The sequence below is a fragment of the Dellaglioa sp. CoH-56-MRSF-13 genome, assembly GCF_056782095.1.
In genome coordinates this window covers 126,107-140,619 of the sequence record NZ_JBXAYC010000001.1, presented here as the reverse complement: position 1 = coordinate 140,619, position 14,513 = coordinate 126,107, and the positions used below count along the sequence as shown (strand labels likewise).

The 14,513-nt window shown below is 33.2% G+C and carries 14 protein-coding genes; 5 read left to right on the top strand and 9 right to left on the bottom strand.

What is annotated here, in order from left to right; genetic code table 11:
- Position 1: 1 nt before the first annotated feature.
- Complete coding sequence (gene agaF, locus AC1RP1_RS00680) at positions 2-421, bottom strand: PTS galactosamine/N-acetylgalactosamine transporter subunit IIA (protein WP_481761035.1); 420 nt, start codon at positions 419-421, stop codon at positions 2-4.
- Positions 422-435: 14 nt separating this feature from the next.
- Positions 436-1,161, bottom strand: a complete 726-nt coding sequence (locus AC1RP1_RS00675) for a GntR family transcriptional regulator (RefSeq protein ID WP_481761036.1) — start codon at positions 1,159-1,161, stop codon at positions 436-438.
- A gap of 511 nt (positions 1,162-1,672) precedes the next feature.
- On the opposite strand from AC1RP1_RS00675, the gene AC1RP1_RS00670 reads away from it, so the two are divergent.
- Both AC1RP1_RS00670 and AC1RP1_RS00665 read left to right on the top strand, forming a co-directional pair.
- Positions 1,673-1,912: a hypothetical protein gene (locus AC1RP1_RS00670; RefSeq protein ID WP_409021786.1), complete on the top strand. Its 240-nt coding sequence runs from the start codon at positions 1,673-1,675 to the stop codon at positions 1,910-1,912.
- Between the two features lie 30 nt (positions 1,913-1,942).
- Positions 1,943-3,358, top strand: coding sequence for a glycoside-pentoside-hexuronide (GPH):cation symporter (locus AC1RP1_RS00665; protein WP_481761037.1), 1,416 nt, complete (start codon positions 1,943-1,945; stop codon positions 3,356-3,358).
- Positions 3,359-3,408: 50 nt separating this feature from the next.
- Here the strand turns inward: AC1RP1_RS00665 and AC1RP1_RS00660 are convergent, their stop codons facing one another.
- A complete protein-coding gene (locus tag AC1RP1_RS00660; protein WP_481761038.1) occupies positions 3,409-4,002 on the bottom strand; it encodes a YdeI/OmpD-associated family protein in 594 nt (197 codons plus the stop codon).
- A gap of 18 nt (positions 4,003-4,020) precedes the next feature.
- On the bottom strand, positions 4,021-4,692 hold the full coding sequence (locus AC1RP1_RS00655) for a YoaK family protein (RefSeq protein WP_481761039.1): 672 nt from the start codon (positions 4,690-4,692) through the stop codon (positions 4,021-4,023).
- Between the two features lie 176 nt (positions 4,693-4,868).
- On the opposite strand from AC1RP1_RS00655, the gene AC1RP1_RS00650 reads away from it, so the two are divergent.
- Complete coding sequence (locus AC1RP1_RS00650; RefSeq protein WP_481761040.1) at positions 4,869-6,716, top strand: FAD/NAD(P)-binding protein; 1,848 nt, start codon at positions 4,869-4,871, stop codon at positions 6,714-6,716.
- Positions 6,717-6,926: 210 nt separating this feature from the next.
- Positions 6,927-7,337: a peptide deformylase gene (locus tag AC1RP1_RS00645; protein WP_481761041.1), complete on the top strand. Its 411-nt coding sequence runs from the start codon at positions 6,927-6,929 to the stop codon at positions 7,335-7,337.
- Between the two features lie 51 nt (positions 7,338-7,388).
- On the opposite strand, the gene AC1RP1_RS00640 is transcribed toward AC1RP1_RS00645, so the two are convergent.
- The 3 genes from AC1RP1_RS00640 to AC1RP1_RS00630 form a co-directional block, all read right to left on the bottom strand.
- Positions 7,389-8,132 (bottom strand): SDR family oxidoreductase, encoded by a 744-nt coding sequence (locus AC1RP1_RS00640; protein WP_481761042.1) that lies wholly within the window; start codon positions 8,130-8,132, stop codon positions 7,389-7,391.
- Between the two features lie 109 nt (positions 8,133-8,241).
- Positions 8,242-9,057 (bottom strand): bifunctional hydroxymethylpyrimidine kinase/phosphomethylpyrimidine kinase, encoded by an 816-nt coding sequence (gene thiD / locus AC1RP1_RS00635; protein WP_481761043.1) that lies wholly within the window; start codon positions 9,055-9,057, stop codon positions 8,242-8,244.
- Positions 9,058-9,246: 189 nt separating this feature from the next.
- Positions 9,247-10,806: an MFS transporter gene (locus AC1RP1_RS00630; protein WP_481761044.1), complete on the bottom strand. Its 1,560-nt coding sequence runs from the start codon at positions 10,804-10,806 to the stop codon at positions 9,247-9,249.
- Positions 10,807-11,163: 357 nt separating this feature from the next.
- Here AC1RP1_RS00630 and AC1RP1_RS00625 point away from each other — a divergent pair, with 357 nt between their 5' ends.
- A complete protein-coding gene (locus tag AC1RP1_RS00625) occupies positions 11,164-11,565 on the top strand; it encodes a pyridoxamine 5'-phosphate oxidase family protein (RefSeq protein WP_481761045.1) in 402 nt (133 codons plus the stop codon).
- A gap of 51 nt (positions 11,566-11,616) precedes the next feature.
- Here AC1RP1_RS00625 and AC1RP1_RS00620 read toward each other — a convergent pair whose 3' ends face one another.
- Together AC1RP1_RS00620 and AC1RP1_RS00615 are read right to left on the bottom strand one after the other, a co-directional pair.
- Positions 11,617-12,420 (bottom strand): Cof-type HAD-IIB family hydrolase, encoded by an 804-nt coding sequence (locus AC1RP1_RS00620; RefSeq protein ID WP_481761046.1) that lies wholly within the window; start codon positions 12,418-12,420, stop codon positions 11,617-11,619.
- Positions 12,421-12,571: 151 nt separating this feature from the next.
- Positions 12,572-14,386: a glycerophosphoryl diester phosphodiesterase membrane domain-containing protein gene (locus AC1RP1_RS00615; protein ID WP_481761047.1), complete on the bottom strand. Its 1,815-nt coding sequence runs from the start codon at positions 14,384-14,386 to the stop codon at positions 12,572-12,574.
- Between the last annotated feature and the right edge of the window lie 127 nt (positions 14,387-14,513).

Here is a 14,513-nt window from a genome sequence, read left to right as displayed (position 1 = left end):
TTTAGATGCCATTATCATCTATTTCTACTCTTTTTTTTGTTTCAAATTGCATAATACCTTTTTTACCAGCATCCAGTGCTTTCTCCATAAACGCGCTCATGTTCAAATCCCGGTTAAATAACATATCTAATAACATCGGTATATTCGATCCTGTTAAAACGCTTACATTATTATGCAGTAATTTTATTTTAACTGCTTCATTAAATGGTGTTCCTCCAGGAATATCAGTAAAGAAAACTATTCCATCTAAGCCGTTTAATTTGTTAAGCGCTTTCATATAGTCGCCGCTTAAATCTTCCGCGGTCATTCCTTGTATAAAATCACAAAGAATAAAATTTTCTTGTTGTCCGGCAATAAGTTCAATATTTGATCCCATTCCAGTTGCAAAGTTCCCATGTCCAGCTACTACCATACCAATCATATAATTATCCTCCCTTATTTATTGTGTCGAATATGATAAGTAAATTTATCACCCCTCGCAATACTCAACGTAAATTCAATTACTTCATTTTTTGTGTTATACGTCGTTCGCTCTAATTTAAGAACAGGTGCACCTTCATAAAAATTTAATAAAGTTGCATCATTGCCTGCCATAACACCTGCTGTTAAAGATTCATCAGCCGTTTTTACAATCTGGTTATAATCATCTAAAAAAATGACATACATCGCTTGCTTATTTAATGTCTCCACAGTTAAAGAGGGAAATTTAGCATACGGTAAGTAAGTTCTCTCTAACATCATTGGTTCATCTGATGCAAGTCTTAATCGTTTTAATTTAATTACCTTGGTACCAACTTCAACTTTTAAACCTTGAGCAATAAACTCATTAGCACTAATAACATCAAAGCTAATTATTTTACTACTCGGTTCTTTATCAAGGGAAACCATTTGTTCTGTAAAACTAAACGTTCCCCCTAAATCAGTCTTAATTTTAGCGATATTCGACACAAATGTTCCTTTACCATGTTGGCGATATACATAACCCATTAGTTCTAACTCATTTAGTGCTGTTCGGACAGTCGTACGACTCATATCGTAAGCAATAGATAAATCACGTTCAGACGGTAATTTATCATTCACCTTTAGATTCTTTTCAATTTCTTCTTTTAGCGTATCTACTAATTGATCATAGAGTGGACGCTCATAATTACCGTTTAACATTACTTTTCCCCCAAGTGGTTACTACCACATACATAATATATTATTTTTAAAACTCTTTGTCAATAGTTATTTTTATATTAACTATTATTAAATCATTTGTATTTTCAACATTGGTACCTACCATTAATCATGTTTTTTAATTCCCCCCTTCTAAAGTAATCATATTTCACTTTAAAGTTATAGATTATTAGCGACACACTACTTCGCTGTATAAAATTATCGTGACCGATATGACTTGCTTTCTAATTATATCAATTAAGCATAACTTTTATTTATTAGATTCTAAACTCATATAAATTCTTTCTACAATAAATACGTAAGGGTACTAAAAAGTTACTTTAGTCTAAATAATATACATCTAAAATAAAACGTTTACATTTTAGTAAAAGTTTAGTAAAATGTAGTTGTTAACTAAAAGAATGCGTTTTCACGTTTATTATTTTTATGTTTTGCTATTATGAATAACAATTTCTTTTACCAAAAATCTATTATATAGGAAGAGGTCATTAGAATGGATACAAATAAATTAACGATTGATGCCGAACGATTTGCAGCTGCAATTATTGCCGGAAATCCTAAGCAAACAAATGAAGATAACAAGATATATATTAAACGTCAATTGACGTTATACCTTGAATCAGTTTTGTTAGTTAATGATTTTAATTCTTTAGAAGAAAACCAATTAGGTTCTGCTAAAGAAAAACAACGTCAAGCAATTTTAGATAAGATTATCGAACACAGATATAACTAATTTTAACTACACTCGAAAGGAATTAAACTAATGAAAAATTCTAAAGATTTTAAACAATATGCTTCATATGCCTTTGGTGCATTTGGACATGATGCCTTTTATGCAACACTTAGCACTTATTTTATGATTTTTATTACAAGTCAATTATTCGTTACAAAGGATGCTGGTTTCAACGCTAAAATGATTGGTTACGTCACAACTATGATGGTTGTTATTCGAATTGTTGAGATCTTTTTTGATCCTTTAATTGGTGGCGTTATTGATAATACTCGTACTCGTTGGGGGAACTTTAAACCATGGTTACTAATCGGTTCAATTGTCAGTTCAATTGGATTAATCCTTATTTTCACTGATTTTGGTGGTTTAGCTACAAGCAATCCTTATCTTTACTTAATTCTTTTTGCCATTGTTTATATCATTCTAGATAGTTTCTATTCATTTAAAGATATTTCATTCTGGTCAATGTTACCAGCTCTAAGTGTCGAATCAGAAAAACGGACTAAATTTGGAACAATTGCTCGTTTTGGTTCAACATTAGGTGCTCAAGGTGTTATTATCGTTATCGTCCCAATCGTTGTCTTCTTTTCAAAAATGTTCTCAGGTACAACTGGTAATACACAAACAAAAGCAGGTTGGTTAGGTTTTGCTATTGTTATCGGTTTGGTTTCATTCTTAGGTGCTTTAGCAACTATTTTAGGAACTAAGATTGAAAAAAATGCAATTCGTGAAAATACTGAAAAAGTTCGTTTCCGTGATGTTTTCAAAGTTATCGGTAAAAATGATCAGTTAATGTGGTTATCATTATCATATTTCCTTTTCGCTTTTAGTTATGTTATTACAAATTCACTTTTGATTTACTACTTCAATTATGTTTTAGGTAGTGCAGCTGCATTTACTACTGTTGGTGTTCTAACAGCAGTCTTAGGAATTATTTCAGTTTCATTGTTCCCAACTTTAGTTGCATTGGTTCATCGTCGTGCTATCTACCTTGGCGGAATCGCTGTCATGCTATTGGGTTACATTCTCTTCCTATTTGCTGGTACTAACCTTGTTGTTGTCTTAATTGCTGTTGGCTTATTCTTCTTCCCATATCCACTTGTTTTCTTAGCAGCATTGATGACAATTACGGATAGTGTTGAATACGGTCAATTAAAGAGTGGAACACGTAATGAATCTGTTACTTTAGCAGTTCGTCCTTTGTTGGATAAATTAGCTGGTGCCTTCGCTAATGGTGTTGTTGGTTTTGCCGCAATCCAAGCTGGTATGACAGGTAGTGCTAAACCAAGCGATATTACAAACAGTGGTTTACTACAATTCAGAATGTACATGTTCTTCGTTCCAATGGCCTTAATAATTGTTGCTGCTCTTATCTTTATGTCAAAAATTAAATTGACTGAAGCTAAACATGCTGAAATCGTTACAGAATTAAAAAAGAAATTAGATTAATATAATTAAAAAAACAGCGATCAGATAAAATCTGGTCGCTGTTTTGCTGTCTAATCGTTAAGTCCTTTACCATCAAGAATTTTCGGAATATATTTAATAATTCTAGCCTCACGCGTTTCTGTTTTTTTAGCATCTGCAAAATAACGTGCATACGTTTTTTGACGTCCAAGCGTTAACGTTTCAAAAAATTCTTCCAATTCTGGCATTTCATTCATTTTTTTCTGGAATTCCACTGGCAACACTAATTCAGTTGGTTTACCCTTAGGAACCTTTAACCCAGCCTTTTCTGCATTAATTGCTTGTTGAATGTAATCACTTATCTCTACTTTTAAATCAGTAACATCTTTTAAGCTATGAAATCTAATTTGGCGACCAACCTCAGTATGTTCGCCCGTTGGAACTAAAATACCCTTACCATCATCAATCAGAGTTCCTTTTAAGAAAAGTAATGCCATATACTCTTTAAATCCTTGAATTAAGACAATATTTTTACCATTTAGTGTATAACAAGGTTTGCCCCATTTAAATTCTTCAGTCAGTCCCGTTTCGAGTGCAAGTTCTCTTAACTGTGTCATTTCTTCTTTCCATTGTGTTGCTTTTTCTAAGTGTAAATCAACTTTTGGATTCTTTTTAATTTCTGTCATTGTCTTAACCCCTTTATTTTATAATCTTTTTTCTGGATTTAATTGTAGCCCAATCAATGAACATAACAAGAAAAATGCAGCTAATAATATCGTTTTAGTTCCCATTATCGGTACCATAGCACCCATAGAAATTGCGCCAAAAAGAAATGCTAAGACGACACCCAACATCCGCCAACCTTTAGCCATTGCGATTATATTACCTTTAACAATTCCGTCATAAAAACTTTCAGCCATTGTCCTCAAATTACCCGTCATCATAAATGACGTAAAAGGTCCTCCGTTGATTTGTCTAAATTCTTGAAGTTGAGCTGCTGCAACCATTGAAATGATTCCTGTAGATAACTGTGCTGGCCAATTTCTTGGAATAAATGCAACAATAATTAAAAGGATCGTCTCAATACCGATAACAAATCGTTGTCGTTTATTAATTGAATCTTCTTCTTTAAATCGATGTTGCAGATTTCTAGTTATAATAATACCAATCATAAAAGCAAAAATTGGAATCAGATGATCGAATATGGCCCCCCATTTCATTTGGCCCATATCAATACCTAATATAATTAAATTTCCGGTTTGCATACCAGCGAAAACACCATCATGTACGATATAGGTATACGCATCAAATCCCCCGCCGGCAAATATTAATCCAGCGAACAGTACCCTATCCAATAGTGACATTGGTTTTTTCATCAAATCCTTCTTTCAGATTGTACTTAAAATATTCTTTCAAATTAAGTATACTAAATTATCAGAAGTTAACAAGAATATACGATTAATTTTTACTATTAAAGACGTTATCAAGCGATTTTTTCTGTTTTAAAGTTTATAATGAAATTAGTTTTTATAAGACAAGGGAGATTACTTTTATGCATTTAGCCATTATTGGTGCCGGACCACGAGGTCTGATTACACTTGAACGACTCATTGCTTGGCAACAAGCAGATCCTTCAAATTCACCACTTACTATTGATTTATATGATCCATATGGTGTTGGTGGGCGCGTATGGTCACCAACTCAACCACACGAATTAATCATGAATACCGCAGCTCAACAAATTAGTTTATTCTATGGAACAAGCGTCCAATCTATTGGTCCAGTTATCCCAGGACCAAACATTTTCGAATGGGCTCAATCTGATGCTCATGATTTTATCGAAATAAATAATTATTCAGCGGATTTTTTAACTGAAATTAAAGATTTACATCCAAACGATTATGCAACAAGAGCACTTTTTGGTGTTTATATCCAATGGTACTACGCTGAATTACTTAAACGTGCCTCTAACAATATCACAATTAATTTGAATAAAAGTACGGTTACACAAATTTCAAAAAAAGCTGATCAATTTGAAATCACAACCGCCTTACCTTCAGTTAGCATCGTTGACTATGTCGTAATGTCTTTAGGTAATCTTGAAAATGAATTATCTGTCGGACAAAAAAGATTTGATACATTCGCTACAGAAAACAAGTTAACTTATGTTTTACCAGGCTTTCCAAATGAAACAAAACTAGATCATATCACGCACGAAGATACTGTTATTTTACGTGGCTTAGGTCTTAGCTTCTTTGATTTAGTGACCCGTTTGACTGTAGGCCGTGGTGGTCTATTTAAGCGATTAGAGAACGGGCAACTACAATATCAAGCAAACGGTAACGAACCTCACATTGTGGCAGGTTCGCGTCGTGGATGGCCTTATCATGCCAAAGGGGATAATCAAAAATCACCCGGCGAAGAAACTCAAGCTCATTTTTTAACGGCGGCTAAAATGGCAGTTTTCATGGAAAATGGTACCGTTTCTTTCAATGAATTTTGGACCTTATTAAGTCATGACGTTGAATATCAATATTATTCATTACTTGTCGCACAGAATTATCCAAAAATCGATTTAACAAAATTCCAATTAGCTTTCTTAAAAGATCCTAAAGTAACCGTTGAGCGATCAATTATTCTTGAAGAAGATCGCTTTAATTGGGATCATCTAGGAAATCCAATGACTAAAAAACCTAATGAAGATTTCAAAGCCGTTATGTTAGACCATTTACAAAAAGATGCAGTAGATGCAAAATTAGGTACTAAGACCGGACCATTGACCAGTGCTCTTGAGGTTTTACGTGACTTACGTCTTCCGGTTAGACAATTAATTGATAACCGTCTCTTAACAGATGATGACTATTTAACTAACTTCTTAGGCTGGTTTAATTCATTAAATAACTTTTTAACAATCGGGCCTCCTACCATTAGAGTTGAACAATTACGGGCACTCGTTGAAGCTGATGTTGTTACACTATTAGAACCTGGAATGGTCGTCGATACTAAAGATCATCAATTTGAAACATATAGTGCAAACCAACCAGATCAACGCTACTTAGCAACAACTCTAATTGAAGCACGCGTTCCTGCTGTTCATGCGACAACAGCAACAAGTCCTTTAATAAAACAGTTACTCGATACAAAAATCGCCAATCCTTTAATTTTAAATCCAACTAAAGGTGATTCTGTTATAGATGGCGCAGTCAACGTTGACCCTGTCAGCAATTTATTACTAGATGAGCATAAGACACCGCAACCTGGTTTATACTTCTGGGGTGTTCCGACTGATGGTGTTCATTGGCTAACAGCTGCAAGTCCAAGACCTTTTGTAAATGATGTTAGTTTACGCACAGCTAATGATATTGTTAAAGCTATTTTTACAGAAGAGTCACATAAATAATAATTAAAAAAGTGAATCATACCCTATATTGAGAATAGAGTATGACTCACTTTTTTAATATCTTTTACCTATTAAATTGACGTTAATTAATCCTAAAATAATAATTTTCTACTTGAGGATAACATTATATTCTAAATCATGATAAAATCATTAACTAGATATCCATCAACATTTCTTTATTAATTATGCTACTTAAATCAAAGGAGAAAAATGATAAAATCAATTATGCACGATGAAATATTTCTCGCACAAAAAGCTGAGATTGCAACTAAAAATGATGGCTCAATCGTAACCGATTTATTAGATACATTAGAAGCAAATAAAGAGGTTTGTGTTGGAATGGCTGCCAATATGATTGGTGTGAATAAACGAATTATCGTTTGCCAATTTGGTAATCTAAATGTTCCCTTTATTAATCCTAAGATTACAAAAAAATCTGGACGTTACAACGTCAATGAAGGTTGCCTTTCGTTGACTGGCGAACGTCCAGCACAACGATATGATTCCATTACAGTTGATTATTTAGACAAATCATTTCAACCACAAACCCAAAAGTTTTCAGGTTGGATGGCACAAATCATTCAACACGAAGTCGATCATTGTGAAGGTATTATCATCTAAATGAAAAAATCTCGAGAAAATAAATTCTCGAGATTTTTTTATTATTTAAATTTAAGCTTGAGCAGTTGGATAAATCGTAAATTCATTAACATTAACTTCTTCTGGTTGATCAATGGCAAACTTAACCACGCGTGCAATTGCGACCGGATCAATTCCAACTTGTTCATAAAATGACGACATCCCTGAAAGGGTTTGTTCATCCGTAATAGTATTTAATAATTCTGTGTTAATTGCTGCTGGATATAAGGTTGATGTTCTTATATTTGTTTTTTCCATAGCACTTTCTGTCCTTAGAACTTCCATTAAATTACGGACAGCAAATTTTGTTGCGCCATAAACACCTGCATCTGGGAATGATTTAATGCCTGCAACAGATGATGTTGTAATAACATGTCCATGTTTTTGTTCAATAAATATAGGCAACACTGCAGCAATTCCGTTCAATACACCTTTGATATTGATATCAATCATATCATCCCATTCATCCGTTTTTAAAGCCGATAAGGGCGAGTTAGGCATGATTCCAGCATTATTGAATATAACATCTATCCCACCAAAAGTTTCTTGTGCTAAAGTAACTAAATTCTTAACGTCACTTGCCTTAGTGACATCAGTAACGGCATATGTTGCCTGACCACCATTCTTTTTAATTTCTTCAACAATCTTTGCTAACTTAGCTTCACGACGAGCACCTAAAACGACTTTAGCCCCACCTTCAGCTAACATTCTGGCCGTTGCTTCACCAATACCACTTGATGCTCCTGTAATAACAACAACTTTATTTTCTACTGACATATCATTATCCTCCAATTTAATTAGTATGTTTACATTACTCTTTAAAGTGCACTCTAAGTCAACAAAAAAAGACTCATTTTTATACAAAATAAAAGTGAGTCTCTAGTACCTATTTATTTAAACGGTAAGCAGCGTGATATAAAGGGCCTACGTATTCATTAAATGCAAAACCTGATTTAATTCCAGCAGTTACAAAATCTTTTGCTTTATAGACAGCTTCTTTAACTGACAATCCGTTTGCAAGGCCCGCAGTTATGGCCGCTGCAAATGTACATCCTGCTCCATGATTATAAGCAGGCGTTATCTTTTCAGTTTCTAAAACCTCAAATTGAGTTCCATCATAAAATAAATCAAGCGCCTTTTCACCCTTAAGAGCTTTACCGCCTTTAACAACGACATTTTTTGCACCTAACTCATGAATCTTAATAGCTGCTTGTTTCATGTCGTCAAGTGATTTCAAAGTTCCCATTCCAGATAAAACACCAGCTTCAAACAAATTAGGCGTTGTGACTGTCGCAATTGGGATCAATAAATCACGGATAGCATCAGCTGCTTCTGGATTTAATACTTCATCTTCACCTTTACAAACCATAACAGGATCAATCACAACATTCTTAATCTCTTTTTCTAAAATGCTTTCACGAGCTACTTCTGTAATTGCAACACTACCAAGCATCCCTGTTTTCATTGCAGCAATATCTCCGCCGGCACCTGTCGTTTTCAACTGTGCTTTTACTAATTCAGCATCCATAACAGTTACGTTATGTGCCCATCCAGCATCTGGATTCATGGTAACAATTGAAGTTAGCGCAACCATACCATAAGTTCCAAACTCTTCAAATGTTTTCAAATCTGCTTCCATACCAGCGCCACCACTTGCGTCGCTACCAGCAATTGTTAAAACCTTAGGAATTATTTTCGTCATTACTAATCTCCCTTTTATTGGATGATTTATTTTTAAATTAATATTATTTTATCATACGCCTTGTTATAAACAGCGATACTATTAGGAGTCTTACGCTTCAGAAATATATCGGTATCATTAAAGAGCCACTCAAAATTTTAAATGACAGCTTTCACTTCTTATAAACCTAATGACATAAAAAAAGTTTTTTTATTTATCTAATTTTTGATCGACACTTTTTGTTTCTCTTAATAAAAAGACTGCTGCTAGAATTCCAATAATCATAATGACCAATGATGTTAAAACAACTTGAATCATGCCTTTATCAAAAGCTGTTAAAACAATCTTTTGAACTTTATCAGCATAAGGAGTCGCTATTATTTTTTGACTCCACGCAACCATATGTCCAGAAAATGCTCCTGCATTTACTAAGGCTTGCTGAATACCCGTTGCAGCTACACTAGGAATATGACTATCACTAAAACCAGTGCTCAAACTTGATTCATATGCTTTAGTTTGTGCTAAACCAAGAATTACAACGCCTACTGTTATTCCAATTTGACGAAAAACATTCAATAAACCAGATGCCATGCCAATTTCTTTTGGATTAATATTATCCATAGCAGCAGTATTAATCATCGGATTAATAATAGCGTTACCCAATCCAGTTAATACAAGAAGCGGAAGTAATTGCATGTAGGTAAAGTCCGTTGTTGTTACCTGGCTAAACGTAAATAAACCAAGTGAGGCAACGATAAATCCAAGTGAAATCATCCACTTTTTACCAAACTTGTATCCTAGAACTCCTGTAAAAGGACCTAAGACAAGCGACCATAAACTCATAGGTAGTTGATGTAATCCCGTGGAAAAGGCTGAATATCCCATATAATTTTGCATTAAACTTGTTTGATAAGCGGCTAACGCAAAGATACCAGCACCAAGTGCAAATGCAAGAATTACAACACCAACAAAATGACGATTTGTTAATAATGTTAAATTCATCATTGGCGATTTAACTTTTAACTCTACAAAAACAAAGGCAGTTAAGATTAAAATTGATGCAATTAACCATCCCATAACATGCATATCAGTCCAAGCCCAATGCATATGTTGTTCTTTTTGAATTAAGCCATAAATACCAGCAAATAATCCAACTGCTGAAAGAATCATTCCTATAAAATCAATCGATTCCCCAGCGCCATATGCAGGTGTTTCTTTAACATTTCTAATAACCAAATAAATCGCAATGATACCGACCGGTAGATTAACAAAGAAAATTGAAGGCCAACCAAAGTTCTCAACTAAAAATCCACCAACTAAAGGTCCGATTGCTGTTGAGAATCCAATAACTGATCCTAAAATACCAAGTGCTGTCCCACGTTCTCGGCCTTCAAAGTTAGACGCAACTAACGCCATTGATAAACTCATCATTCCTGAACCACCAATTGCTTGAACTGCTCGACCAAAATCAAGAACTAATAAGTTTGGTGCAAGCCCATTTACAACAGATGCAATCGTAAACAAAATTGTACTAGCGATGAAGACTTTTTTTCGTCCAAACATATCACCTAATTTTGAAACAATTAATAAACTGACTGCATACATTAACGTATATGCATTTAATATCCATTGTAAATCACTAAATGTTGTTTTAAAATCAACTGCCATACTTGGTAAAGCAACATTTACAACAGTAACATCTAAAAGGCCCATAAAAACACCTAAACTCATAGCGAACAATGCTACCCAACGATTTGTTGCTTTTTTCATTTTTTATTCTCCTTTTGTATATCTTTAATTTGCTCCACTACACCAATATAATTCATACCACATATTTTAAAGCAATAAGTTTCATTCCATTTAGAATCATGGACGACCATTTTTCCAATACCAATCGTAACTTATATCCTGACATATTACGACTCATTAGTACTGTTAAAATTAATAATCTATACATATCACTTTAGCGTCTTTCTTCGAAGTCCTTTTAGAAATCACTATTAGACTCATATAAGTATAGTTTTTTTAGCCCTATTTGCAAGTTTTTTGTAAAGCTAATATTTTGCCAATATACCTTAATCATGATAAGTTTTACTTATAATAAGTAAATAAAAAGGAGATTTTATAATGGCAAAATTAACAGAAGATATGAAAAAAATGATTCCTGAACAACTTAATTTTCTTTCAACCGTAGATGAAAATGGGTTCCCACAAGTTGGTCCTAAAGGATCAATGCGTGTTTTTGATGATACGCATTTGATTTATAATGAAGAAACAGCTAAACATGCATTACACAATCTTCAAAATAATGGCCGTGCAGCTGTTGCTGTTATAGATCGTCCTAATCTAAAAGGCTTCCGGTTTGAAGGCACAGCACATTTAATTGATTCCGGTAAAATTTTTGACGATGCTGTTAAATTTGGTGAAGAACGCCATTTACCAAAAATGTACTATGCTGTCATCATTGATGTTGAACGTATTTACAAATTAGATGCTGGCCCAACTGCTGGTGATTTAATTGCTGATTAAATATTAAGACAAAAGGACTAAATCCCGTAAATGGGATTTAGTCCTTTTGTCTTATTTTTGAGCTAATTGTTCTAAAATAGCTAATCCAACACCATCTTCATCATTCTTTTTTGCATGATGATTAGAAATATCTTTATTAATTTGATGACCATTCTCCATTGCATAACTGATACCTGCAGCTTTTAACATCGATATATCATTCAAATTATCGCCAATTGCCATCACTTCTGACATAGGAATACCCATACTATCAGCAAATTTTTTCAACGCAATCCCTTTTTGTGCATTAACATGATTAACTTCAAGATTATTATCCCCTGAAGAAGTCACAATGAGTGTTTCATTTTCTTCAATTTTATTTTTTAAAACAGATAAGTCATCTGATTCATCCGTTTTTCGAATAAGAAATTTAAACAAATCTATTTCAGAATCATCAATAATTTCACTGTAATCGTCTATATAATGAATAGGATTTAAGTTTAATTTGATAACCGCTTCATCATATTTAAGAGGATCATCTGAATAAACACCTTTTGACGTCATAACTTTGAAAAAGGCATGTTCATTCTTCAAAAATTTAATGAGTTTTTGTGCCTCTTTTTTTGATATTGGAAAACTATTAATTTGTTTGCCTTCCTCAGTTACCGTAGCGCCCCCATTATAATTAATCATCGGTGCACTAATACCTGCTGCGTCAATTAAGGGTTTTACCTCATCATAACTTCGTCCAGTGGCAACAACAAAAGTCACTCCCATTTCTTGAGCCTTCTTAATAGCCGCTGCGTTACCCTTCGAAATACTATTTTCATTATTTAATAACGTGCCGTCCATATCTGATGCGATAATTTTAATCATACTTACTAGACACTCCTCTGATTTCAGTTTAGTAGCAACTTAAGCATAGCATGCCACCTAAATAGTGTAAACGTTAACATCTAGACAAAATTAAAAAAGACTACTAATCTATAGTAATCTTTTCTAATTTATGTTTCCTAACCTAACTAATTTAATTATCGATTGTTATGCTAATTCCCGTTAATCTATTTGAGAATATTGATAATTTACTTGCATAACTTGGATGATCATTATTAGCTTGAACAACTTGTTTAAGTGTACCAAAGTCATCCGTAATAATACCATCAACGTTCATAAATAACATCTTTTGCATAATCGTTTCATCATTTACAGTCCAAGCATAGACATCCTGGTTCTTATCATGTGCCTTGCTCACAAATGAGTCATCTAGAGTTGTAGCTTCCATAGTGTACGCATTTGCTGGTGTTTCTGGAAATGATATATTATATGGAATAATAAAACTGATATAAAGCTTTGGTGCTTGTTTTTTTACTTGTGAAACAACATCATAACTTAAAGAATGAATTCGATCCTTATCAGCTAATAGTCTTTTTTGATATTTTTTAACAAAGTTTTTAGTCATATTGGGACTATCTTGCGGAGATACTTTGATTTCAACTAATAATTTTTGATGATTCTTCTCTGCTGCCTTTAAATATTCATCGAAACTTGGAATTTTAGCTGAATAACCATTTTCACGAACAGTTAATGCTGTTAACTCGGATAATGTTAAATCATGTACTGTCCGATTAACATTCGCTAAATTTTCCAAATTTGGATCATGCATAACAACAAATTTATGGTCTTTTGTTTCTTGAATATCCATTTCGATGTAATCAGGTTTCTCTTTAGCTGTTTTTTCTAAGGCAGGAATGGTATTTTGTACACCATTTCCATCATCAACTCCACGGTGAGAAATAAGAACTGGATAGTCATTTAGCATCCCCTTTAAGTAAACATAATTATAAATAGAAGCTGTCCCTGCAACTAGTATCAGGAGAACAACGACACTAACTTTCTGTAATTTAATAAAGCGTTTCTCTTTATAGAATGTTTCTTGAACGGGTTTCAAATGCGGTTGTTGTTCTTCAAAAACATCTAGCGCAATACCTAACAACATAGTCACACTTAAAGCTAATACGATTTGTCCTAAAATTTCCAAAATAAACAGATTAAACATCACAATCATAAATGCTTGATTTTGAAAATGATTATCTACATAGTTCTGAATTAGGAACAAACTAATTTGAACAATTCCTGATATAAAAGCTATAGAAGCCGTAATTACTAATCCTTTTGTGACGGTTATCCAAAATTTGCCACGTCCAGCTTCCCAACTTTGTTTAATTAAATGACCGATTCTTTTTTCTGAACTAAACAACATAGTTGGAATAAAACTAATTAATCGGATAGAGAAGAAAAATGCTACACCATAGACTAAAAGTATTGGGCCCCAGATAGCTGGACTTGTCCACATATCTTGAAGAATAAAATCTGGAATAGTCACCTTATTTAATAAAGTAGATGTAAATAAGACTTGTCCAAATGGTAAAATTAAAACGAAGTAAAAAATAACGAGCAACGCTGTTAAAGGACGTAACTCTAAAACGTCATGAATTGATTGTTTTAATAATGACTTAAATTCAATTTTTAAATCATAACGAATAGCTTGAATACCCCTGATCATGAAAGACATTTGAATATAAACAATACTTAATATAACTAATATAACAAGGATAAACTCAATTAATAATATAGGTTTATCCTCAATAACCGAAATAATGTTAGTATAGGTTAAATATTCGACTTGGTTACTACTAAGTATCTGGCTTACCACCCAAGTTAAGATTGGTTGTACCACTGCAGATAAAATATAATTAGTAACAACTACTAAAATAAAATACAATTTCCAGTGTTGAAAAAATTCCTTATAACTTTGATTTAAAAAATGAAATGTTCTACGCATATTTTCCCCCAATTAAATATTTAATATGTACTTTATACTATCATAGCCTTACCTTTTTTTACATTTATTGACTTTATCCGCGTAAAAATTGAATCTTACTACCTTAGCGTGGTAAATTAGATAGTAT

Excerpts from the sequence above, each read along its gene's own strand:
- AC1RP1_RS00655 (WP_481761039.1), bottom strand. The coding sequence starts at position 4,692 with ATGAAAAAACCAATGTCACTATTGGATAGGGTACTGTTCGCTGGATTA.
- agaF (WP_481761035.1), bottom strand. The coding sequence starts at position 421 with ATGATTGGTATGGTAGTAGCTGGACATGGGAACTTTGCAACTGGAATG.
- AC1RP1_RS00640 (WP_481761042.1), bottom strand. The coding sequence starts at position 8,132 with ATGTCAGTAGAAAATAAAGTTGTTGTTATTACAGGAGCATCAAGTGGT.
- AC1RP1_RS00675 (WP_481761036.1), bottom strand. The coding sequence starts at position 1,161 with ATGTTAAACGGTAATTATGAGCGTCCACTCTATGATCAATTAGTAGAT.
- AC1RP1_RS00645 (WP_481761041.1), top strand. The coding sequence starts at position 6,927 with ATGATAAAATCAATTATGCACGATGAAATATTTCTCGCACAAAAAGCT.
- AC1RP1_RS00625 (WP_481761045.1), top strand. The coding sequence starts at position 11,164 with ATGGCAAAATTAACAGAAGATATGAAAAAAATGATTCCTGAACAACTT.
- thiD (WP_481761043.1), bottom strand. The coding sequence starts at position 9,057 with ATGACGAAAATAATTCCTAAGGTTTTAACAATTGCTGGTAGCGACGCA.
- AC1RP1_RS00615 (WP_481761047.1), bottom strand. The coding sequence starts at position 14,386 with ATGCGTAGAACATTTCATTTTTTAAATCAAAGTTATAAGGAATTTTTT.
- AC1RP1_RS00630 (WP_481761044.1), bottom strand. The coding sequence starts at position 10,806 with ATGAAAAAAGCAACAAATCGTTGGGTAGCATTGTTCGCTATGAGTTTA.
- AC1RP1_RS00670 (WP_409021786.1), top strand. The coding sequence starts at position 1,673 with ATGGATACAAATAAATTAACGATTGATGCCGAACGATTTGCAGCTGCA.
- AC1RP1_RS00665 (WP_481761037.1), top strand. The coding sequence starts at position 1,943 with ATGAAAAATTCTAAAGATTTTAAACAATATGCTTCATATGCCTTTGGT.
- AC1RP1_RS00660 (WP_481761038.1), bottom strand. The coding sequence starts at position 4,002 with ATGACAGAAATTAAAAAGAATCCAAAAGTTGATTTACACTTAGAAAAA.
- AC1RP1_RS00650 (WP_481761040.1), top strand. The coding sequence starts at position 4,869 with ATGCATTTAGCCATTATTGGTGCCGGACCACGAGGTCTGATTACACTT.
- AC1RP1_RS00620 (WP_481761046.1), bottom strand. The coding sequence starts at position 12,420 with ATGATTAAAATTATCGCATCAGATATGGACGGCACGTTATTAAATAAT.